We start from the raw sequence: 21,005 nt of genomic DNA, 5'->3' as shown, positions 1-21,005 counted from the left end.
TTGGTTTATCTGGATCCGTTGGTGGATCTACTGGCGGATCTACCGGCGGTTTTGGTTTATCTGGATCCGTTGGTTTCGGTTTTTCTGTCCCTGTATTTTCCGTATTACCATTCTCACCTTCCGGTGTAACTGGTGGATTCACAATTTCATCTAGTTTCTTCTCTGGTGGAAGAATATCTCCTATACTCGCTACTGACGAATCAATATTTTGATCGCCAAACGCAAAATGATCTCCGTTCACGATTACTTGTGGCTTATTATCTGTAATAGCTGCAATCACACTATCTTTCGTCGTATCTTGAAGCGTTTTATCCGTTGCTTCTTTATCAAAGAGTGCTAGGACACGAGAAGTAGTTTCATCTCCATTTTGAAGATTACTTACAATGGATTTTTCTTTGAAATTAATTTTTGATTTATCAATCTCATCTAGTACATAAGCAACTTCATTATCTTTACTTTGAATTGCGTTCTCTGTAATTGCTTCAAAATCTTGTTTGTTCAGATTTTCTTTCTTTTCCTCTGGCTTATTCTTATCTTCCTTTTTTGTAATAGCTGGCTTACTTTTTGATGATTCCTTACTTCCAAACAAACTGCACCCTGTAGTGCCCAATATCAATGAACCACCAAGAAAAACAATTCCCATTTTTTTGTACAGATTCTCATAATTTAATGGCATGTTATTTTTTCCCCCTTAGATGTCCTTTAGATCTTTATCAATTTTTTCAATCTTAGTTTTCTTTTCCTCTTCACTTATCGTAGATTGTTGAACATCTCGTTTTTCTAATTCTTTGACCTCCTTCATCAAGTTTTTATTTCCTTGTGTTTTGGCAAAAGAATAACACTCTTCATATTTTTTTAGATTTACAAAAGCTTCAACGATGAGCTTTTCACGTCTACCATCCATATTGACTTTCCCTTTAAGCTTGATTACCTCCTCATATTTCTTATTAAGCGCTGCCTTTTCAAAGTCGATTACATCATTTTTGACATCAATTTCATTGATTTTATTCATGTTGTCTATCCCGATAAAATAAGCAACCACACTTTCTGCAAATTTCGGCTCATATTGTAATGCCTTATTTGCCCTTCCATTTAATAAATAAGTAAATAAAACTGCCTTCTGACTATCTTTATCTAATTCAGTGTAATTGACCTTATCAAAGTATTTAACGGCTTCTCCATACTGTTGAATGGCTGCCTGTTGTAATCCTTTTACTACATATTGTTCCGAGCCAGCATTTGCACTTGAAACTGGATTGGAAGAGAATAGCTTAAAGGCAAATATGGCACCAGCACCAATTAACACCACACTTCCTATGACACTCGCAATCATCTTGAATCCTTTTCTATTTTCCTTTCCAGGCTTTACTTGTGTTTTCACTTCATCCGATGGACTATAGGAGGGTTCCTCCTTTCTTTCTGATAATTCTTCTTGATATTCATATTCTTCATGAAAAGGAGAATCATTGATTTCCCTTTCTAACGTTTCTAACAGCTCCTTCTTTTGTTCCTCTTGTTCTGGATCTAATTGCATCACATTCATTTTTTTAGAAATGTGATCAAAAATGTGAACTGCATAACCAGAACCGAGTGATAATGTACCATTATAGATTTCATTAGAATGACCATCTTTCAAATCAAAATCAATATGTTCTTGTCTCCCAGCTTCTCTATAAACACGCTCTAATCGTTTGGTTAAGGTATAAGCTTCATGAAACGAATATTGCTTACCTGACTCAATTTCTGTTCCATTACTACTATTAAAAATGACAAACATGGCTTCTCCTTTCTCACATTTACTTTAAATCCCATGAAAAAAGGCAACAAAAAAAGCCATACCCTTTGCATAGCTTCCTCATTGCCCTATTCATATTTATTCACTATTTCATCCAAAGAAATGGAAATAAGATTTGACCAAATTTAACATTACTATTTACGCTCTCTGCTAAGTATTGGCATCCCATTACGATAACAAGTCCGGCTGCCCCACCAATAAACCACCAAATACATTTATGTCTTCCACGCTCACCGCCCCAAATTAAAAGATAAGCGCCCCAACAAAAAACAATTGCTGTACTCACCATTGCCCCTCTTTGCATCCAAGTAATAAATGAATTACCCGTATTAATTAGACCATCCATCGCATCACCTAACACTAACATTTGAGCAATTGTTTCAAACATATACACTCACTCCCTTTTCATATTTAGATTCTTATACATTACTAAGCTGACTTGACTCATTCGGCTTGCTGTCTTCTTTTACTTCTGTTGGTGTTGCCTTATAAGCTTGTAAAGCTTTCATTACTAAATCTTGATTTTCTTCAATACATTTCTGATGATGTAAATGAAGCCAATGGTTATAATCCTGACCATTGGCTTTTAATAGGTTTGCTACCATATCTTTTTCTTTTTTTAATTCCCTTTGTGTAATCGCCACTGTATCACCACCTTTCAATGATTATGTGATTACTTCTGATATGTCTCTTTGCAACTTTTAACAAAATAGGTAACTTCTTTTTCAAGTTCTGACTCTTTAAATGTAGAAAAATCAATATCTTTTTTCAATTTTCCTTTTTCATAATAAGCAAGGGCATCTCTTCTTTGTGATAAGCCCCAATCATAAGGGTTGCTTGAACCTAGTACATCTTCACGCTTTTCATTCAATTCTCGTATCTGAACTTTTTCTTGCTGCGCTGCTTTTTTTATAATATGAAGCCAATTCTCTCTTTTCTTCTTAGTGGAATTTAGCATAACAAAACCTGTTCCATCCTCACTCATAAATTTCTTCATTTCTAACGGACTAAGTTCCATTACTTCCCCTTTTCCCGAACCAAAGACAAATGTTGAACCAATACCAATTGCAATTAATAGTCCAACAACAGCGGAAATGATCCACCCTTTACGACTCATATTTGTTCCTCCCTCTGCCATATTTTTATAAGCGATTTTGAAGTGTGATGAGACACATTTAAACTTCAACATCTGTCTTTATTTTATAGCATTTATAGGAAAATGGGATAGAAAATGGAAATATCATTTATGGCTGGAATGACGAACCCTGTATTGGCATGCGTATAGAAACTAACCCCGACCTAGCTTCTATATGCCCAATACCGCACTACGTTTTTGGCGTGAACGTAGGACCTTATGTATCTACTGTTTGTGATGTTCGTCGCTTCTTCAGAATGTCAACATGGGATATTCCTCACGATTACTGACACAAACAGATCTTTGATACAATGTATTTCCCAGTGGTCACAGATGAGTTTTACGATCTTACTCATCCAACGATAATCGTATACCTACCCCCTCTAGTGACCTTTTGAAGGGAGGCACGCATATATATTTGCCGTATATCATCCTTCTACATCACTACTTTAAGGAAGGAAGACATACGCAATATATATCTAAATTGTCAAAGAGCAAATTACTTTGTGCTATGTTCTCAGCACACTTCAAAATCGCTTTTTTTATTTACACTTTTGTTTTACAGCTACTAATTCCGCTTTTTTATTTTTCCGCTTGGCAATTAAATTTTGATGTTCATCTCTAACCGAACGCACTTGATAATAAATTTGAGCTACCTTTTCGATGCTTCCTGTGGTATTTTCAATTGCGATGGCACCTTTCAGTTCGTATGTTTTTCCATCAAAAGTTTTGACACTATGAGCTTGTGATGCGGCAATATCATAGAATGTGAGCCTTTGTTCTTTTCCCATATGAACGCCTCCTATTTTTGATAAAGAAGGGAGAAAAGCGCTTCTCCCATGTCTAGTTTTCTAGCCATCTAGATAGGATGAAATAGTGAACGAGTGCTTTATATCATGCTAAGATTGTTGTGTTATACGAGGTTATGATACGTTGCGCTGCCTCTTTTCCGTATATGTGCTGTAATGCGGATTGAGATTCAACTACGATTGAATGATGAATGTGGTATGTTGCGCTTTCTCTTAAAAACTGCTCCATATGAGGAATTGGGTACAAATCATATTGATGAAATACCAGGTGAATTGGTCTTATATTCTTGCATTCTGTTAGATGTTGAAGAAAGTTCGATAACGCTTCCCCTCTTTCTTCATAAGTGCTTTGTTCTGTTTCTACACGAATATAAACAACTACTTTTTGATACCTATCAATTTGAAGTGTTTCATAACCAACAAATAGATCATGCTTGAGTATGCGATATCCTTGTTTTTGCTTCTCCTTATGTGTATCTTTATAAAACATGCCTTTCGGATCAAAAATAAAAATAAAATTATCAGTTGCCTCGTTCAATCTTTCTATAACCGATCTATAAGCACCAAATCGAGCTTTTATGACACCAGGAATCATATCCCTTCCATCCAGTCCTCTCAGCATTTTAATCATCCTTGTGTACATCTTCGCTACACCTAACATGTACGATGCTCCTCCCTATTTTTTTATCTACTGGCGATTAGAGAAACATCAGTTCTTTAGAAAGCTAGGAACTTTTGCGCCGCCCAATTTCTTCCCCAAGTTCCCCTAAATTTTTCGCTTTACCGACATAGACTCTGGTCACTACCTTTTATCTTCTTTTCGGTTTCATTCTGCTTTTTTACGATTTCTTATTGCAAATACGAATCCTATTGAGACAAGGACGATAAATGCAAAGCCAATCCATTTCAAATGCGGATTCTCAGCTTTCCCTCCCGTTATAGGAAGATTACCTTCTAATTTTTCTACTTTCCCTGATGTTTTTCTGAGTTGCGGTTTTGTAATAATCTGTTGTGGTTTCTCTGATTGTGGTTTAACAATTTTTTTTGTTATCTTTGATTGTTCTCGTGTCTGTGGTATTTGTAGTTGTTCCAGTCTATGTGGAGGGATCTGGTGTAGGTAATGTTGGTTTCTTTTGACCTTTCACCATCCTTTTTAAATTCAAAAGAAAAGGATTCTTCATTAATCAAATATCCGTCTGGTGCAAATGTTTCTTTATATGTGTATTTTCCTGCTAGGAGCTTGTTATTTTCATTCTCAGTAATACTGAAAAGAATTGGAGCCTTCACTAAGATGTAACCAGTTGGTAGGGATTTTTCAATGAATTGATAAAGCTCCCTCATGTATGCAGTTTTCAAAGAATAAAAAACTTAGCATACAATCTTTTTTGAATTTCACTTAAAATTATATTATTCAAAGTTTATCTTTAGATCCTTTTTGCTTTACAATGTAAATACAGAAATTTTTAATCCCTATAGGATTTTTATGCATTAACTTACTCTAGCTTTGCTCGATAATATGTTGGAATAAATAATTTTTCAATTGGTTTCATATAATAATCAGCAATTTTTTGAGCACGTTGAGCTATTGTTCCTTTTTTACCGATTTCAATTTCTTGCAACACACTTTTAGGAATTCTCAAGTCACTTGCAACTTGTTTAATTGTCAGCCCTTTAGCCTCACGTGTTGCTCTTATCGGAGTTACAATTACTAACTTAGAACTATTATGCATTTTATCACCCCCTTATTTGCATTTTAAAACGCTTATAGCGTTCTGTCAATCCCGTTAGGATTAAAAAAATCCCTAATGGATTAGAAAGGTGAAAATTATGGAAAAAAATAATTTTGGAACTAACCTTAAAAAGTTAAGGATATTTAAAAATATGGAGAGAAAAGAACTCGCAGAGTCTTTAAACGTAGCATATAGTACATTAACAAACTGGGAAAACGGTGTAAAAGAACCTGATTTGAAAAACTTTAAAAAGATCGCATCATATTTTGGTGTAAGTACAGATTATCTTTTAAATCATGAAATAGCTGATAATGAATTATTAAGGAAAGGAGAAGATACACAGCAACTAATCGCCAATTTCTCACAAAAGCTATATGAGCAATACATGAGTATTCCAGATCAATATAAACCTAAAGTTGAAGAAGAACTACTTGAGTATATAAATTACTTAAGATTTAAAACCAAAGCGAATTCTGATTCAAATTGAGAGAGTGTGCTTATGAAGACACTCTCTCTTCATCTATGTACTCTCCATTAGTAAAAATATCAGAGATATCGCTATAAATTAAATACAAACTACTATCTTCAGCTTCAAATATTTTTTCAAACCATTCTTTATCAAATTTCTTCATGAATTATTCCCCCTTGAACAATTTTACAAATGATATCTTTGTGAAAAATATCACTATAGTCCTATTTTTTGTTAATTAAAAATAAACAGGACACTTCCAAAAAACACGAAAGACGCTACAAAAAGTAGCGTCTAAAAAATAGAAATTATATCTATATTGTTTAATGCCCTCCTGGATCAGAAACCATGTAGTAAGTTCGTTCTTCTGAATTAACAAGTTTATTATCAGCAATACTGAAAAATATAGTTGAAATACTTAAAAGACATATCATAGCAAATAATCCCTTTTTCATGCTATTTCACCCCTTCTTTTAATAAAGCATCTTTTACAAGTTGAACATAATATAAATTGCCATTCTTTTCAAACTTTTCTAAAGAGTCTTTCATCAAAAGTATATCATCCTTTATCCTTGAAAGGTAATACAATCTAATCGCAGTTAATTTTCCCTCTTCTTGTAGTTTATGAAATATCTCGAGCCCTTTACTCCTATCGCCAAACTTACATTCGTAGTAAGCTAGTTCGCCAATGTCTATATAATCAAAATCAATCTTATCAAGATTATATCCATATTCTATATATAAAAATGCTAAAGTCGTCTTAAAAGCAAAATACTTTTTACTATCCTTGGATACACTCGAACCCTCTAAAGTTTTAATGGCCTCCTTTAAATATGTTTCAGCCTTTAAAATATCATATCCATTCCCTAGCATATAGGATTCTCCTAAACAGCATAATGCTGATGCTTTAATGATTGGAAAGTCAAATTTCGATTCTAATATGTTTTTACATACATGCCTACAATTTTCAATGTCATTTTCTAACAACTTAAGATATGCCATTCTTTCCTTATACTGCATTTCCAGACAGATTTTAATAAATTCATTTTCAACTTTATTCAAATGACTTTCTATTTTTGCTGAAAATACAGTCATAGCTCTATAATTTGGGATGTCATACATTGCAAGTCCATATAATATGTTCAAAATTACTTGGCATTCTTGATTATTAGAAAAATTTTTAGCATCTAACTCGTCTAACAATTCTTGACCAGTTAATTTTCTATTATTTCTTTTATTATATAAATCATAGATGCTTAAATATTTATTTATTCTCTTATAATCTTCTTTCTCATCCGGATCACCTAATTTCCCCTCCTGTATATTACCCAACTTCTTATCAATAATTTTTTGCATTATGGAATATTCACCAGTACACTGGCAATAACCCAAAGCTTTTCGGACATTTAAATCTTTTTCACATAATAGAATAAATTCATCTATTTTTTGTTTTCTTTCATTTCTATTTTCATAGACCTTTTCAATAATAGCTAAAAAAGATTCTAACTTCATTTCAGTTTTTCCAGATAACCCTTCACAAAGTGCAGATTTACTTACTCCTGTCTCTTTTGCCAAGCTTCGAATACTTAAGTTTTTAGCATTTATTGCGTTGTATAATTCATTCATAAATTTTCTCAATATCTGCTCCCCCTTATCAGCACACAAATAACTGTCACGAAATTTTTTAAAATACTTATATGTGTTTCTAAGAAGTCTTTTTTACAAACTATATATATATGGTGGGCATAATCCCCTTTTAATATAGATCATATATCCTTCTATTCACATCCATATTTATACATACATTCTATATTTATACTAGTTTAACATGACATCATAGATTTTCTTTTTTCTATTCAACTAACAAATATTGAGAAAGTTTTTCTTAACAATATTAATTATTAAAACTTATATCCCTATGAAGCTTTGTAGTACTTTGCATAAAAGTAAAATCAGGATAATTTTAATCCTATTGGGATTGATATTTGTATTAAAAGGCTTTAGAATGTAAAGGGATATATTTCAAAAACAATCTTTATAAATGACAATTTAAAATAAAAAAAAACCCACCGCATCTTATTTTCAATTGATCGACAGTTTGGCCGCTGAAATCAATTGAAAATTCCCGAATTGGTAAGGTTTTAATTTACACTATATTATATTTACTTCTTAATCAAGAATAACATAAAGTAAATACTATGTGAATATAAACCTCTACTTTTCCAAAATTATTATTTGTGGTGGAAAAAATAGGAGGTTTTTTCTGTGTTATTGCACAATTTTTTGCTCAGTCGAGCAAAATCCGAATTAAGTCCCAAAATCAAACACTTATCCAAAACACCTGGGGCTATTAATCAAGCAATCAAAAAAGTTACTACTTATATTGATAATATTGTCCTAGAATATGAAGGTGTTACTACAAAGGATTATCTTACCAAACGAAAATATGAAGCCTTAGAAACTGTTTTATCATATTTAGTACAAGAAGGATATTCCCAAGTAAAGCAAGATCACATCAGCAAAAAAGCAGGTATTTCAAAACCAATTATTAACTACGTGTTTAATTGGTTACAAGACTTGGGAGTGTGCCAACAAATTAAAGTACGAAGACATGGTAAAATTGCCCCTTCAATTTACATTTTAACTCTACATAGCAATTATTTAAAAATCATTGAATATTTCAAGATGAAATGGGCTGTAGCAATTGATGTCTGTTCTACTTTCACAAAATTTTTAAAGAAAAAACTCTTTAAAAAAGTTATTGAATCCAAACATGAGGAAAAGAGTACTTTATCTAATGGCATAGATATTTTAAATTTTGGAGAACTAGAAAGATTAAATACTAATTCACAAAATGCTATTGATAGATCACAAGATTTAAATGATTATTTAAGTGAAGATCAAAAAAAGGTATATCGCTATATAACAAGTCAACCAGTGACATATTTAACAGAACAGGACGCTTATACTATAGCCTTAAGAATGCCGAAAAGAATTAATCGTTATCAAAGATGGGATTTTGAAAAATGCGTTGAATGGTTTGAGTATAATCAAGCTGAAATAAGTAATCCTGCTCATTTTATGAAAATGTTCGCTGAAAAGTCTAAACAAAGAACAGAGCGTAACGATTATGAAGCGAAAGAAGCCTTAACTAATATGGAACATGCACAAAAATATGAAAGCAAACTTCCAATTATAGATTGGCTTAATAACAAGAAAATAGATTCCATTCTGCAAAAAATGGGCGCCCTGAAACCCTAAAAAAAACATCTAAAACTTAGCCTTGCTCAAAAATAATATAATTAGCAAGGCTATTTGTCATGTATTCTTATAATCCCCGAGCAACGTACTATTTTCCCATAAAAGGAATTCAAAACACCTCTCAGATCTTATCATTATTTCTCTTTTTCTAAACTATTCATCCATGAAATTTCCATTCGTACGAAACTGAAAATTCTATCATTTACTCATAAATTAACCTTGTAATTTACTAAGGTAAAATCTTGAATCACTTGATACAGCTAGTCTAGCATCTCTAAAATAGATTCTAATGTTTATAATGATTTTATTTTTTAAACAAGATTTAATAACTACAGTATTCTATCCTAAAGGGGAAACATTATAAGTATGTTCTTTATCATTTTCCGACAGAATACTGTTTCTTAATTTTTGTGGTTATTTGGGGAAATATATCAAATTTACAAAAAAAGTAGGGAAGCTTGTGTGTTTTTACAAGCTCCCCTACTTTTTTACGTATCATTTAAGTTATTTTTTAAATAGTTTAGCGAACCATGATTTTTCTTGTTGAGAAGACGCAACTAACTTCTTTGTTTCTTGTATTTCTCGAACCACTTCTAATAACTGCTGATCTCGATTGTTTATTTTTCTATCAATAGTCTTTTGCTGTTCATCAATCTTGTTCGTTAGTGTTTGATTAGTTTGTTCTAAATTGTCTATGCGTTTTAAAAGTTCCATATTCATAGCTTTTTGTTCTTGAAAATATATAGAAACCTCTTTCATACTCTCATACATCGTCTGAATAATTGGTTTCGTTATTTCGTTGTCTTCATCACTCTCTTCTACTACAATATAATCTACATTTTGTTTTAACACCTGTTCTATTATTTCTGGTGGCTCTTGTGCATCTTTCATATTAGCAATTAATTTAAAAAGCTCTAATGCTTCCTGTTCATATCTCAGCGTTCGCCCCTTCGTCCCAGCGACGGTTGGCAAGTATGGTTTGAATTGATCCCGCCAGGCCTGAAGGGTTGTCCGTGGCTTCCCAAGCATCCTTGCTATATCTGCAAGGGAATATGTTTTCTTATAAGGTTCTTCCCTATCCATTCCATCGTCCTCCCCTCATCGTCATTTGTTGTTATCGATGTCCGACACGTTGTCTTTACATTGTTATTGATTATCATCCATGTCGGTCATGTTGTCATTATATTGTTATTGACCATCATCCATGTTTGTCGTGTTGTCATTACATTGTTGTTGACCATCATTCATGTCGGTCATGTTGCTATTTTACTGTTATTCATCATCATTTATGTTCGACATGTCGGCGTCTAACTGTTATGTGTTTAATTCGTTTGAAAGAAGGTATTTCCTTGTTTATTTTGAATTTTTTAAGTATATAGGTTAATTAAATAATAAGTACGATTCAAGTCGTATCTATTATTTAAAATGTTCTTATTTTTGATTAAATGCGCTAAAGCATAATCAAAAGTAGCACTTAAGTCGTACTTAATGTATAAAGGAGGAATTATAAATGAAAATTGGAAGAAAAGTAGCGGATTTCGGAAATAGTTTTAATAATTTCATGGTTGATGGTTATTATATTGAACTTGCAACGAATGTAGTTAAGATTTCAAAGAAACAAGCTGAGGATTTACTTGTTGATCGTATTTCTAAACCAGAAGATTTACTGGATAGATTACTAATTTCCACTGAAATCGAAGGTGAAGAGTCTTACTATTTAGTTGGGCAATTGGCTGAAGATAATCAGTTAGCAAACTCACATGTAAATAAGATGCACGATAAAATAAATAGTCCTATCCCATACGTATGCTTTTTAGGAGCAATTGCATATTATCATGCCCTTAATGCTGATCAAGAAGATAATGAAGTTGAAATTGAACACATGAGTATGATGCTTCCAATTTGGCTTTTAAAACGCGAAGAGAAATTTAGCATTGCCCATAAAAAAATGGAAGAAAGATTTATTGGTGAACATAAAGTTAAAGTGTTAACACCAGGAATGGAGAAAGAACTAACTATTACAGTCAATTCAGCAAAATGTAGAAATGAATCGGAAGTTGCTAGACATTCTTTAAAATATAAAATGGTTTCAAAAGATCAGAATACAAATGTAATTAGTATTGAAAAGCGATATGAATCTGAGAGATTCGATGACTATGAAGTAGTTTTAACTGACATTGGTGGCGGTTCTACAGATGCTGTGCGATTAGGTAAAGGGCTTACTACACCTAAGCACAGAGATTCTTTCCAAGTTATCGATATTGAGCCATTCTTGGGATACCTAGAACGCTTTAGAAAAGAAAAATTGATTCAATACTTTAAGGATCTAAGAACATTAGAGAAATTTATAGTTAATAAATATAAAGTACAAAAGTATGTACTATCGAATGAAAATACTGGTGAAGAATATGATTTTACAAATGAAATTGTAGAGGCACTGAAAGAATATGCAAGAATTTTAGTTGCTAAAATTCTTGATGTATTCATCCCATCTAGTACGAATACAGTATTGAAATTCATTTATATCGGAGGCGAAGCACCCGTTTTAGAACCATACATCCGTCTCGCTTTATTGAATCATATGTCTGAAATGGCTGCTAAAAACAATCACTTCTTCTTGAACGATATTATTCAAAATAGCGACAAAGAAGTATTTGCTCCAACTTCACGTACAATTAATCTAACTGCATTAGAATTAAAAGTAATTGATGAAATGAAGAGACAGCTAGCTTAAAATAAAAGGACGTGCTGATAATGGCTACAAATAGAAAAATGGCATTACATGCTGATAATATGCCTGAAGATGTATATAGGATCCTTAATGAAAAAGCTAATAGTAGACAATTAACAGCATTTATTGTTGAACTGGTACAAAATGAAAAACGCTATGAGCAACTACTGCAGAAATTAGATACTGTAGAACAGAGATTACATCTTTTAGATACAGTCGAAAATAAATTGGATCTTCTACTTACTAATGGATTTGTTCCCGCACAGAGACAGGAAGATTTTAAAACAGAGGAGCCTGTTCTCCAAGAAGGTAAAATTATTGACGCTAAGGAAGTACTTGGTGGTATTTCTGAAGAAGATAACGAAGAGATTGATTTCTAACTTATAAAAAGACCTTTAGGTGCCATCCTGAAGGTCTTCTTGTTTACTTAAATAGTAGAGGGATTACCTCTTTATCGTCAGGAAAAACATTTTGAACGAATGGGGATCTTCTTATCACGACAAACGATGGGAAATTGGTTATTATATGGGGCTGATCGATGGTTAGTGACTTTGTATGAAAGGATGCATAAACACCTACTTACTCGAACCATTCTTCATGCGGACGAAACAACCTTCCAAGTTTTACGCGAACCTGGGCGGGCCGCAACAACGAAGTCCTATCTGTGGCTATATCGTACAGGACAAGAGGATATCCCTATTGTTCTCTATGACTATCAACCTACAAGAGCAGGCGAACATTCGAAACGTTTTTTAACTGGTTTTGAAGGATATTTACAGGTAGATGGATATAGTGGGTATCATCAAGTACCGGATGTCACCCTTGTCGGATGTTGGGCGCATGCGAGACGAAAGTTTGATGAAGCCTTAAAAGCTTTACCTGAATCACAGAAGGGGAAAAAAGTGAAGGCGAGCGAAGGCTTACACTTCTGTAATCAACTCTATTCGATTGAAAGAAAGCTCAAACACGTCAATCCTACCGAGCGATATAGGCAGAGACTTGAAAAAAGCAGGCCCATTCTGGACCTTTTTTCTGCATGGCTTCATGAACAGAAAGATTGTGTTTTACCAAAAAGTGCGCTAGGAAAAGCCATCACTTATTGTTTGAATCAATGGAAGCATCTTAAAGCCTTTTTATTAGACGGTCATTTAGAAATTGATAACAATAGAAGTGAACGTTCTATTAAACCGTTTGTAATCGGGAGAAAAAATTGGATGTTCTCAAATACACCGCGAGGTGCTAGAGGAAGTGCGATCATGTATAGTGTGGTGGAAACCGCAAAAGAGAACAATCTAAGTCCCTATCATTATCTTCGTTATTTGTTTGAAACACTTCCCAACATCAATTTAAACAATAAAGAAGAAATTGATAAAGTCTTGCCGTGGTCAAAGGATTTACCATCTAGCTGTAGAGTGCCGAAAAAAAGTGAAGCAAACAAAAAATAACTCCAAAATCAACTTTTATTATATATTTTGGAGTTACTTGACGTTTACTATTTAAACAACTTTAATTGGACACTTTCATTTAATTATGTTTGGGGAAGTTCCGGATAACTTTTTTTTTCATTAAGCGCCTTCCGTACCATACTCTTCAATGGTTAGTTTTACATTGTATTCGATTGGAAGCTTACTAAATACTTTATCCCAATCCTTTTCAACTTTCTTCCATACTTCTGGATACTCGATTTTCAAACTAGTGCTGAAGCCAGCAACGTCAGTTTTATATTCCTTTTGAATTTTGTGTAATGTATGCTTCACTAACTGCCTAACTTCTTGCTGGGCAGATTGCTCCGCTCTTTTGAGAAATGTATTTTTAAATGCTTCCTCTGACTCAGACCAGTTTTCGGATAACCGTCCCACAGACTGTACATTGACATCGAAAGAGATTTTACCCCTTTTAACATGGGGCGTGATTTTACTTTTCATAGTTTTTACTTCATACATAACTAATTTTCCCGTCTTTTTATCATAGCTTTTCACCAAGCCACTTTTCCCTTTTGCAGTTATCCACATTAACCCTTCCAATTCATTCTCATTTAAAAAGCCACGAAGTTTTTTTGTACTCCCTTTAATGACAGCAGCACCTACATATTTCACTTCTCCATTTATAGAAATCACGTTCGGTAAAAGAAAACTCGCCCCAGATTTCACTTTTCCTGGTAGTTTAGCAAGTGGCATTGGTGGTGATATTCGTGAAGATCTATATTGATTATCTTCAATTTCAATTAAGCGAAATGCCGGAATTTCCCCTGATTCTTTTGATTTTAACGTATCGCTAGCCAGTCCTCTACTAACCATTACAAAGCAACTAGGTCTCATCTCATTATCACGAACGTAGATGTCCAATAACTGCGTTAAATTATATGTTCGGGCGATACTTTCACTAACAACTATTACTTTCGTATGATGAAAAATGATAGGCCTTTGCCTTCTTAATGCAACTTCACGTATTGATTGATGAAGAGAATCTCCTGTTTCTGCAACATTCATATAAGCTTTTTGTTGTGATACTCCACCTTTGCCTCCGTCTGATGATGATTGTGCTTTAACAAATTGATAGGTGGTTGTTATCAAATTTTTCTTCTTATACCCTCCGCCCTTTTCTTCGATTTCTTTCTCAATCTTTGTTTCTTTTTCTTTATCTATTGCTAAACCTACGGCGAAACCTAGTTCCTCGATTTCATGACTACTCCAGCATCCTGTAAGTATTAGGAGAAAAACAATTGACGTTAATCTTATGAAATTTTTCCTATTTTTAATACTTTGGCTCATTCCTATTTTTCCTCCCCTTCGAAATCATAAGGAGAAGAAACGGAAATATACCAAATAAAATTATTGCTGAGTTACTAATCATATTTCCAAATTCAAATAACTCGTTGATATTTTTCGGAATTTCAGCAACGATATATATTACCGGAAGTAATCCATACAAAAAGGAATGAATATTTTTATTAAAGAGCTGCGCTAACCCTAAAGCAGCTGCATAATAGCATATTGTATATGTTGCAAAGATTTGCATAATCCATATCACTAGTAACAAAGATTCAAACCGTTCAAAAATTAAGCCTTGAATTTCAAAACTTCTCATAAGGTCAATTGTCGGCCATGTTCTCATCAATACACCATCGATAGAAAACGCTCCTATAACCATTACAACTGTAATAACATAAAAAAATAAAGGAATCGTAGTGCCAATTATAACAACTTTTACAGCTTGAGACGGTTTCTTCATAAATGCTAAAAGTAACAACATAATTTCCGCTCCCGAATATGCCATAGTTGTTGTTTTTAGACCTTTTAGTACAGGAGCAATCCCTAATCCTAATACAGGACGAAGATTATCGAGTTCAAATATTCCAATGCTCATAAAAGATGTCACTAAAAATATAAAAACTGTAATCGGAAAAATAATTTCAAATAAACGTGCTATCGCATTTATTCCGCCTAGATTTAAATAAAGACTTATCCACATGAATGGCATAAGAATAGCCCAGTCAGGCGTACCTTCTAGTAGAAAAAAACTTGTTATACCTTCCAACGTTCTAAGTTCAAATGAAGAAAGTGTAAAAAAGTAACTGATAATCAATAAACTAAGTAACACCCCAAACCATTTTCCTACAATTTCTTGACTATACTGATAAAATGTTTTTTCAGGAAATTGTTGACTTAACTTTACGATAATTACACCCGCAACCATCGCAATTAATCCACCTAAAATAACAGTTATCCAAATATCAGGTGTTTGCACTTTCTCAGCCGCGGTTCTAGGTAGGGTGAGAATTCCGATAGCAAGTATATAATTGATAAGAATAACAGCTGCTTGGGAAGTGGGAATTTTGTCCTTTGAGTTCGTAATCATTCCTCTTCACTTCCTTTCCGTACATAGTCTTTTAAATTCAACATTTTCGGACGTCGCTTCATCATCTGAATTGGCATACGAACCATAAAATCCTTCCAATCAGTAAATTGATATAAGACAACCGGGCTAGCATAAGGTACACCAAAGCTTTTAAGCCTTGCAATATGACTGCATATAAATAGGAAAAATAGAATTACTCCATATAATCCGAATATAGCAGCGAAAAACATAGCTACAAAGCGAAGAATGCGTAAAGGGATTGCTGTACTATAATGAGAAAGTGCAAAAGAAGAAATAGCTGTGGCCGCCACAACGATTACCATGATTGGACTCACTATTCCTGCTGACACAGCTGCTTGCCCAATAATTAACCCTCCTACAATTCCCATCGCTGAACCAATTGGCTTAGGTAGCCGTAATCCTGCTTCTCGTAAAATTTCAATCGCAATTTCCATAAATAACCCTTCTATAATCGCAGGGAACGGAACACCTTCCCGCCCTCCAATAATTGAAATGGCTAACTTTGTCGGAATCAACCCAGGATGAAATGATATAAATGAAATATATAGCGCGGGAGCAAAAAGAGAAATAATAGCTGCTCCAAAGCGCAATAAACGAATCAGTGTACCTGGTATCCAACGCTCATAATAATCTTCAGGCGATTGCATCATCATGCTAAATGTAACTGGAACAATTAATGCAAAAGGTGTTCCATCTAATAAAATTGCAACCCTTCCTTCCATTAATGCAGCGATAACTTTATCAGGACGTTCCGTACTCTGTACTTGCGGGAAAGGACTAAGATAATTATCTTCAATAAGTTGTTCTATATAACCTGACTCTGGCACATTATCAATATTAATTTTCTGAATTCTCTTCTTAACTTCTTCTACTAATTCTGGATCAGCAATTTCTTTCATAAAAGCCACAACTAATTCTTTCTTGGCCCGTTCTCCTACATGAAATTTTATTAAAGATAATCCTTCATTTTCACCATGTAACCGTAATAAAGCAGTATTGTCCGACAAAACTTCTGTAAAACCTACCCTTGGTCCTCTGACTGATCCCTCTGATATAGGCTCTTCAACATTACGTGTTTTCCCTTTTTTTGTATTAAGAATAAATACATCCGATAAACCATCAATTAATAATGCTGTGGAACCAATTAAAACTTTTGACATCATCTTTTGGACAGTTTGCACCTCGTCAACTCCACTAATCGGAAGAACTCGGTTTTTAATAAAATCTTTGGAAACTCTCTCGTCTTTATAAGATGATTCATCTTTATACTCACTAAAAAAATTACCCATTAATGCTTTCATAATGTGCGTATCAATAAGATCTTTATCTGACAGCCCTTCTACAAAAACTAGCACTGCCCGGATGCTAGTCCCGCCAATGTTAAACTCTCGGCAATAAACGTCCGAGTTATCAAGAGCTTCTTTTTTTATGACCTCTAAATCTACGTTGAAATCACCAGTAAAATAGTCTTCAGGAACTTTTGTCGCGTTATTCCCGTATGTATTTCCTTGTTCTTGGTTTTGATTAACTATTGAATCCTGTGCTTTCACTTTCATCACTCTTTCTCTAAAAAGCTTCTCGTACATTAAACTAAATTACCATACTTTCCCTAACGTCACTCCTCTTTGCTTATGTATGTTTTTCTGATTAGATCTCACACTCTCCCTCATATAGTTCGTTGTATTATTCTTTTTCTAAGTTGCGAATCCAACTAAAAAATCTTGAAATCATATATGGAATAACAAGTAAGATAAAAGCTTGTATAAAAACTTTCCACGCTGGAAAATAAAAAGCAATCATTTCCCACATTTTAATCATCCTTTAACAACGCATAATATAGAAATTTTCCTATTCAATGGAATTTCTTGTGAGTTATTATGTCTAATAAGAAGAAATTCAATTCACTTGAAGGTCTGTCATACATACCTTTCGTGTATTTTAGTGAATATTCAGATGAAACAAATTGAACTTCCTGCACCCTTAACCTACTCAATAGATAATTAAAGGAATTGCCACAAAATCAGTTTCACTGAATTTATTGGCAACCTTCTTTTTATACAGTATCTTTTTTGAAATACAAATAAGGTCAGTTCCATTGTGATAATGATATTATCCCCTTAAGGTAGACAGTGTAAAAAGACCATGGATAGACATGGATGCTACACTTTTACTTGGAGGGGATTTTATCATGGTCAAAAAAGGGGATACATTTCAAACGTATTCAAATGAATTAAAGTTGCAAAAAAGTTAATGCCATCTATATTAAACTATTTAGACAATGAGAAACCATATATACATTGTGATTTTGTTGTTGGGAACACAGCACTTTTATCACAACTATTAGAACAAAATAAAATTGATTTTGCTGTTTGCGGAAACAACAAAAATAGTTCCAATATGAACTTCACCCCACTTTACAATGAACAAATTGAATTTATTGTCAATAACCCTCATCATCCAATATTGGGTGTTTTTGCCCCTCCCCCCCGAAAAGGGGGAATAAGAAAAGTACCCATTTTCAAGAATGGGTACTTTTTTGTAAGCTATATTCATATTCCTTAACTCGTCTATAAAACGTATTACTTTTCATTCCTACTTTTTCCATCGCTTCTACAGCTGTAATTTTATTGTTTTTCCATTCTTGGTAAGTCACTATAAAATTATCATCAATCTCGATTTTTCTACGACCAAATTTAATCCCTTTTTGAAGAGCAATTGTAATTCCTTCTTTTTGACGTTCACTTTTCAAAACGGTACATCTTTTTTTCAAATCCACAACTGATTCTATTGTATGTACTAAATATCATCGCTAGAAATCTCTTTACAATATAGAAATATCCCTTTATGGAAATAGAGGTATAGGGGGGAAATTACTGGCGTGATATAAATTGCTGATTCTATTGCATGTACCACATATAACTGCTATAACTTTCTTTATAATATAGAAATATCCCTATTTCTATAATTGGATATTTCCCTATACCTCTACTTTTTTATAAAAATGGGGGGTTATGGAGAGACTTGGAAAATTACTGATTCCATTGCATGTACCACATATAACTGCTATAACTTTCTTTATAATATAGAAATATCCCTATTTCTATAATTAGATATTTCCCTATGCTTCTACTTTTTTATAAAAATGGGGGGGTATGGGGAGACTTGGAAAATTACTGATTCCATTGTATGTACCACTTATCACTGCTATAACTTTCTTTACAATATAGAAATATCCCTATTTCTATAATTAGGTATTTCTCTATACCTCTACTTTTGTTATCAGAAATGAAGGTATAAGGGGAGACTTGGAAAACTACTGATTCCATTGTATGTACCACTTATCACCATTATAATCTTCCTCACAATATAGAAATATCCCTATTTCTATAATTGGATATTTCCCTATATTTCTAATTTTATTATTAGAAATAGTGGTATAAGGGGTGTCTCTGAAAAATTACTGATTCTATTGTATGTACCACTTATCACCATTATAATCTTTCTCTCAATATAGAAATATCCCTATTTCTATAATTGGATATTTCCCTACTATAAAAAGACAATAAAGCTATTGTCTTTTAACACCAAAAACAAGCATAGCCCCATTCTAAATTTAAGACGGGGTTAAAATATAGTTGTTTAATTTTCGATATAAGATACTTCACTGTACTCAAAAATATAACAATAAAGTCGTTTAAAAATCTAAGGTTTATTCAAAAATAGCGCCCAATTGTTGAAGATGATACGCACATGTCTTCTTCAACTAACCTATCATTAGTTGAAGAAGATTCATTCTATCCCCTTAAATCCCCAATATTTTTTGGGGAAAATAATTATTTTGTCTATATAATTAAATAAACGATTGAACTTTGTGATAATTCAACCTAAAATTCTATTCTTTATTTTTTAGCTGCATAATCTCCGTAAAAGTAAGAGTTATCTAAATCATCATATTTAGGAGTAGCAATTATGGTATATTTACCACTTTCATCGACTTCAAACAAAGCTACATTATTATATTCCCATCCCACAGAATGATCTTGATTTGAATCCTCTACTAACATGTCTATGTTGTATATCCCTTTTTTTAATATCCCACTTTTTTGAAAGTCCTCAATTAGATCTTTGGCCTTTGGAATAGGATGTTTATTTTTATTCATGTCAAATTCAAATTGAAAATTCACCACACCTACATACCTAATATTATAATTTTCACGTCGGGGATCACTTGGTATTAATGTAGGTAAAAGTCCAATAGTATCAATCTTTTGAGTCTTTTTAAAATCATCAAGTAGCTCTTGAGAATTATTTATATTTAACTTAATGTTATCGTAAGGAAAGATACGAATAGGGTTATGCCCTTCTAGGACAACTTTATCAGGATATTTCACTAACCCATATTTTTTAATGATCTGTTTCATTACTTGAACTACTTCTGGGTGTTGCTCAATATATGCACCCTTGAATTGTTCGAGATAGATATCGTCACTATCATCTTCTAAGATTTTCAAAGTATCTCTTTCAATCATTAAGAACGGATAAGCACGAAATGGCTTTTTAATTTCTACATAAGTTTGATGGCCAATCCCTCCAAACCAATTATTATCTGTCTGAGTAACAGAAAACTTACCTTGTATTCCATAGTTTGTTTTTAAATATTCTTGTATTGGTTGATTCAGTTTATCTTTAGGGAAATAACATCCACTAAGAATTAGGAATGATGTACATACTAAGATGACTTGAATCAATCTTCTAATATTCTTCATTTTTCACCCTACATTTCTTAAATTTCAATAATATTATAACACTGCCATTCAACTAAACTGCCACGTTGGCTTAAGTACACTTCTTTACAATCTTAGCGAAATAATTAATAAAGTCGTTTAAAACAACTTTATTATCTCTGTACACCTACATCTCTACTTTTATTATAGAAATGATGATATAGGGGGGAGCCCTTGAAAATTACTGATTCCATTGTATGTACCACTTATTACTACTATAATCTTCCTTGTAATATAGAAATATCCCTATTTCTATATTTGGATATCTCCCTATATATCTACTTTTATTATTAGAAATGATGGTATAAGGGGAAACTTTGAAAATTATTGATTCTATTGTATGTACCACTTATCACTACTATTATCTTTCTTATAATATAGAAATATCCCTATTTCTATATTTGGGTGTCCC

The 21,005-nt window shown here is 33.0% G+C and carries 23 protein-coding genes and 3 pseudogenes; 7 read left to right on the top strand and 19 right to left on the bottom strand.

Features of this window, described 5'->3' with window-relative positions; translation table 11 throughout:
- From BAQ49_RS18205 to BAQ49_RS18165, 9 genes and pseudogenes are all read right to left on the bottom strand, one after another.
- Nucleotides 1–676, bottom strand: a 676-nt coding sequence (locus BAQ49_RS18205) for a hemagglutinin (RefSeq protein ID WP_071746532.1), incomplete at its 3' end; no start/stop codon positions are given.
- Nucleotides 677–691: 15 nt separating this feature from the next.
- Complete coding sequence (locus BAQ49_RS18200; protein ID WP_071746531.1) at nt 692–1,777, bottom strand: LPD25 domain-containing protein; 1,086 nt, start codon at nt 1,775–1,777, stop codon at nt 692–694.
- A 103-nt stretch (nt 1,778–1,880) separates the two neighbouring features.
- Nucleotides 1,881–2,183: a hypothetical protein gene (locus BAQ49_RS18195; protein WP_002193594.1), complete on the bottom strand. Its 303-nt coding sequence runs from the start codon at nt 2,181–2,183 to the stop codon at nt 1,881–1,883.
- 31 nt (nt 2,184–2,214) lie between these two features.
- Nucleotides 2,215–2,439, bottom strand: a complete 225-nt coding sequence (locus BAQ49_RS18190) for a hypothetical protein (protein WP_071746530.1) — start codon at nt 2,437–2,439, stop codon at nt 2,215–2,217.
- A 29-nt stretch (nt 2,440–2,468) separates the two neighbouring features.
- Nucleotides 2,469–2,912, bottom strand: coding sequence for a hypothetical protein (locus tag BAQ49_RS18185; RefSeq protein ID WP_071746529.1), 444 nt, complete (start codon nt 2,910–2,912; stop codon nt 2,469–2,471).
- 560 nt (nt 2,913–3,472) lie between these two features.
- A complete protein-coding gene (locus BAQ49_RS18180; RefSeq protein ID WP_071746528.1) occupies nt 3,473–3,721 on the bottom strand; it encodes a hypothetical protein in 249 nt (82 codons plus the stop codon).
- A 103-nt stretch (nt 3,722–3,824) separates the two neighbouring features.
- Complete coding sequence (locus BAQ49_RS18175; protein WP_071746527.1) at nt 3,825–4,400, bottom strand: TraM recognition domain-containing protein; 576 nt, start codon at nt 4,398–4,400, stop codon at nt 3,825–3,827.
- 165 nt (nt 4,401–4,565) lie between these two features.
- Nucleotides 4,566–5,068: pseudogene (locus tag BAQ49_RS32400) on the bottom strand (prealbumin-like fold domain-containing protein); the annotation flags it as partial.
- A 164-nt stretch (nt 5,069–5,232) separates the two neighbouring features.
- Nucleotides 5,233–5,469 (bottom strand): helix-turn-helix domain-containing protein, encoded by a 237-nt coding sequence (locus tag BAQ49_RS18165; protein ID WP_071746525.1) that lies wholly within the window; start codon nt 5,467–5,469, stop codon nt 5,233–5,235.
- A gap of 97 nt (nt 5,470–5,566) precedes the next feature.
- Here BAQ49_RS18165 and BAQ49_RS18160 point away from each other — a divergent pair, with 97 nt between their 5' ends.
- A complete protein-coding gene (locus tag BAQ49_RS18160) occupies nt 5,567–5,956 on the top strand; it encodes a helix-turn-helix domain-containing protein (RefSeq protein ID WP_071746524.1) in 390 nt (129 codons plus the stop codon).
- Nucleotides 5,957–5,966: 10 nt separating this feature from the next.
- Here the strand turns inward: BAQ49_RS18160 and BAQ49_RS33945 are convergent, their stop codons facing one another.
- The 3 genes from BAQ49_RS33945 to BAQ49_RS18155 all read right to left on the bottom strand — a co-directional run bounded on the left by BAQ49_RS33945 (nt 5,967) and on the right by BAQ49_RS18155 (nt 7,576).
- Complete coding sequence (locus BAQ49_RS33945) at nt 5,967–6,101, bottom strand: hypothetical protein (RefSeq protein ID WP_016103737.1); 135 nt, start codon at nt 6,099–6,101, stop codon at nt 5,967–5,969.
- A 160-nt stretch (nt 6,102–6,261) separates the two neighbouring features.
- The gene (locus BAQ49_RS33940; RefSeq protein ID WP_016103736.1) at nt 6,262–6,393 is read right to left on the bottom strand and encodes a hypothetical protein; all 132 of its coding nucleotides are present in this window, start codon (nt 6,391–6,393) and stop codon (nt 6,262–6,264) included.
- A gap of 1 nt (nt 6,394) precedes the next feature.
- A complete protein-coding gene (locus BAQ49_RS18155) occupies nt 6,395–7,576 on the bottom strand; it encodes an AimR family lysis-lysogeny pheromone receptor (RefSeq protein WP_084667498.1) in 1,182 nt (393 codons plus the stop codon).
- A 627-nt stretch (nt 7,577–8,203) separates the two neighbouring features.
- On the opposite strand from BAQ49_RS18155, the gene BAQ49_RS18150 reads away from it, so the two are divergent.
- The gene (locus BAQ49_RS18150) at nt 8,204–9,199 is read left to right on the top strand and encodes a Replicase RepFR55 (protein WP_071746523.1); all 996 of its coding nucleotides are present in this window, start codon (nt 8,204–8,206) and stop codon (nt 9,197–9,199) included.
- Between the two features lie 504 nt (nt 9,200–9,703).
- Here the strand turns inward: BAQ49_RS18150 and BAQ49_RS18145 are convergent.
- A complete protein-coding gene (locus BAQ49_RS18145) occupies nt 9,704–10,282 on the bottom strand; it encodes a DUF3967 domain-containing protein (RefSeq protein ID WP_071746522.1) in 579 nt (192 codons plus the stop codon).
- 66 nt (nt 10,283–10,348) lie between these two features.
- Here BAQ49_RS18145 and BAQ49_RS33030 point away from each other — a divergent pair, with 66 nt between their 5' ends.
- The 4 genes and pseudogenes from BAQ49_RS33030 to tnpC all read left to right on the top strand — a co-directional run.
- Nucleotides 10,349–10,510, top strand: coding sequence for a hypothetical protein (locus BAQ49_RS33030; protein ID WP_165616060.1), 162 nt, complete (start codon nt 10,349–10,351; stop codon nt 10,508–10,510).
- A gap of 199 nt (nt 10,511–10,709) precedes the next feature.
- Complete coding sequence (locus BAQ49_RS18140) at nt 10,710–11,933, top strand: ParM/StbA family protein (protein ID WP_071746521.1); 1,224 nt, start codon at nt 10,710–10,712, stop codon at nt 11,931–11,933.
- Nucleotides 11,934–11,953: 20 nt separating this feature from the next.
- Complete coding sequence (locus tag BAQ49_RS18135) at nt 11,954–12,310, top strand: hypothetical protein (RefSeq protein ID WP_071746520.1); 357 nt, start codon at nt 11,954–11,956, stop codon at nt 12,308–12,310.
- A gap of 54 nt (nt 12,311–12,364) precedes the next feature.
- A pseudogene (gene tnpC / locus BAQ49_RS18130) lies at nt 12,365–13,375 on the top strand (IS66 family transposase); the annotation flags it as partial.
- A 120-nt stretch (nt 13,376–13,495) separates the two neighbouring features.
- On the opposite strand, the gene BAQ49_RS18125 reads toward tnpC, so the two are convergent.
- The 4 genes from BAQ49_RS18125 to BAQ49_RS33935 all read right to left on the bottom strand — a co-directional run bounded on the left by BAQ49_RS18125 (nt 13,496) and on the right by BAQ49_RS33935 (nt 17,618).
- A complete protein-coding gene (locus BAQ49_RS18125) occupies nt 13,496–14,701 on the bottom strand; it encodes a Ger(x)C family spore germination protein (RefSeq protein ID WP_071746519.1) in 1,206 nt (401 codons plus the stop codon).
- Nucleotides 14,685–15,788, bottom strand: coding sequence for a spore germination protein (locus BAQ49_RS18120; RefSeq protein ID WP_071746518.1), 1,104 nt, complete (start codon nt 15,786–15,788; stop codon nt 14,685–14,687). The genes BAQ49_RS18125 and BAQ49_RS18120 overlap by 17 nt, the downstream gene beginning before the upstream one ends.
- Complete coding sequence (locus tag BAQ49_RS18115; RefSeq protein ID WP_071746533.1) at nt 15,785–17,365, bottom strand: spore germination protein; 1,581 nt, start codon at nt 17,363–17,365, stop codon at nt 15,785–15,787. Before BAQ49_RS18115 ends, BAQ49_RS18120 begins: the two co-directional genes overlap by 4 nt.
- A gap of 127 nt (nt 17,366–17,492) precedes the next feature.
- Nucleotides 17,493–17,618 (bottom strand): hypothetical protein, encoded by a 126-nt coding sequence (locus BAQ49_RS33935; protein ID WP_279626813.1) that lies wholly within the window; start codon nt 17,616–17,618, stop codon nt 17,493–17,495.
- Between the two features lie 426 nt (nt 17,619–18,044).
- Here BAQ49_RS33935 and BAQ49_RS18110 point away from each other — a divergent pair.
- Nucleotides 18,045–18,275, top strand: a pseudogene (locus BAQ49_RS18110) (LysR substrate-binding domain-containing protein); the annotation flags it as partial.
- Between the two features lie 52 nt (nt 18,276–18,327).
- Here the strand turns inward: BAQ49_RS18110 and BAQ49_RS18105 are convergent.
- Nucleotides 18,328–18,585 (bottom strand): DNA recombinase, encoded by a 258-nt coding sequence (locus tag BAQ49_RS18105; RefSeq protein WP_244159110.1) that lies wholly within the window; start codon nt 18,583–18,585, stop codon nt 18,328–18,330.
- Between the two features lie 1,123 nt (nt 18,586–19,708).
- Nucleotides 19,709–20,575: a hypothetical protein gene (locus BAQ49_RS18100; RefSeq protein ID WP_071746517.1), complete on the bottom strand. Its 867-nt coding sequence runs from the start codon at nt 20,573–20,575 to the stop codon at nt 19,709–19,711.
- Between the last annotated feature and the right edge of the window lie 430 nt (nt 20,576–21,005).

Source organism: Bacillus proteolyticus, assembly GCF_001884065.1.
Classification (GTDB): Bacteria; Bacillota; Bacilli; order Bacillales; family Bacillaceae_G; genus Bacillus_A; species Bacillus_A proteolyticus.
The sequence above is the reverse complement of the archived record's forward strand: the minus strand, read 5'-3'. Positions and strand labels throughout refer to the sequence as shown.

Bases quoted from the DNA above. Each gene is read 5' to 3' on its own strand.
- BAQ49_RS18200 (WP_071746531.1), bottom strand. From the start codon at position 1,777: ATGTTTGTCATTTTTAATAGTAGTAATGGAACAGAAATTGAGTCAGGT.
- BAQ49_RS18195 (WP_002193594.1), bottom strand. From the start codon at position 2,183: ATGTTTGAAACAATTGCTCAAATGTTAGTGTTAGGTGATGCGATGGAT.
- BAQ49_RS18185 (WP_071746529.1), bottom strand. From the start codon at position 2,912: ATGAGTCGTAAAGGGTGGATCATTTCCGCTGTTGTTGGACTATTAATT.
- BAQ49_RS18180 (WP_071746528.1), bottom strand. From the start codon at position 3,721: ATGGGAAAAGAACAAAGGCTCACATTCTATGATATTGCCGCATCACAA.
- BAQ49_RS18175 (WP_071746527.1), bottom strand. From the start codon at position 4,400: ATGTTAGGTGTAGCGAAGATGTACACAAGGATGATTAAAATGCTGAGA.
- BAQ49_RS18165 (WP_071746525.1), bottom strand. From the start codon at position 5,469: ATGCATAATAGTTCTAAGTTAGTAATTGTAACTCCGATAAGAGCAACA.
- BAQ49_RS18160 (WP_071746524.1), top strand. From the start codon at position 5,567: ATGGAAAAAAATAATTTTGGAACTAACCTTAAAAAGTTAAGGATATTT.
- BAQ49_RS33945 (WP_016103737.1), bottom strand. From the start codon at position 6,101: ATGAAGAAATTTGATAAAGAATGGTTTGAAAAAATATTTGAAGCTGAA.
- BAQ49_RS33940 (WP_016103736.1), bottom strand. From the start codon at position 6,393: ATGAAAAAGGGATTATTTGCTATGATATGTCTTTTAAGTATTTCAACT.
- BAQ49_RS18145 (WP_071746522.1), bottom strand. From the start codon at position 10,282: ATGGATAGGGAAGAACCTTATAAGAAAACATATTCCCTTGCAGATATA.
- BAQ49_RS18140 (WP_071746521.1), top strand. From the start codon at position 10,710: ATGAAAATTGGAAGAAAAGTAGCGGATTTCGGAAATAGTTTTAATAAT.
- BAQ49_RS18135 (WP_071746520.1), top strand. From the start codon at position 11,954: ATGGCTACAAATAGAAAAATGGCATTACATGCTGATAATATGCCTGAA.
- BAQ49_RS18125 (WP_071746519.1), bottom strand. From the start codon at position 14,701: ATGAGCCAAAGTATTAAAAATAGGAAAAATTTCATAAGATTAACGTCA.
- BAQ49_RS18120 (WP_071746518.1), bottom strand. From the start codon at position 15,788: ATGATTACGAACTCAAAGGACAAAATTCCCACTTCCCAAGCAGCTGTT.
- BAQ49_RS18115 (WP_071746533.1), bottom strand. From the start codon at position 17,365: ATGAAAGTGAAAGCACAGGATTCAATAGTTAATCAAAACCAAGAACAA.
- BAQ49_RS33935 (WP_279626813.1), bottom strand. From the start codon at position 17,618: ATGTGGGAAATGATTGCTTTTTATTTTCCAGCGTGGAAAGTTTTTATA.
- BAQ49_RS18100 (WP_071746517.1), bottom strand. From the start codon at position 20,575: ATGAAGAATATTAGAAGATTGATTCAAGTCATCTTAGTATGTACATCA.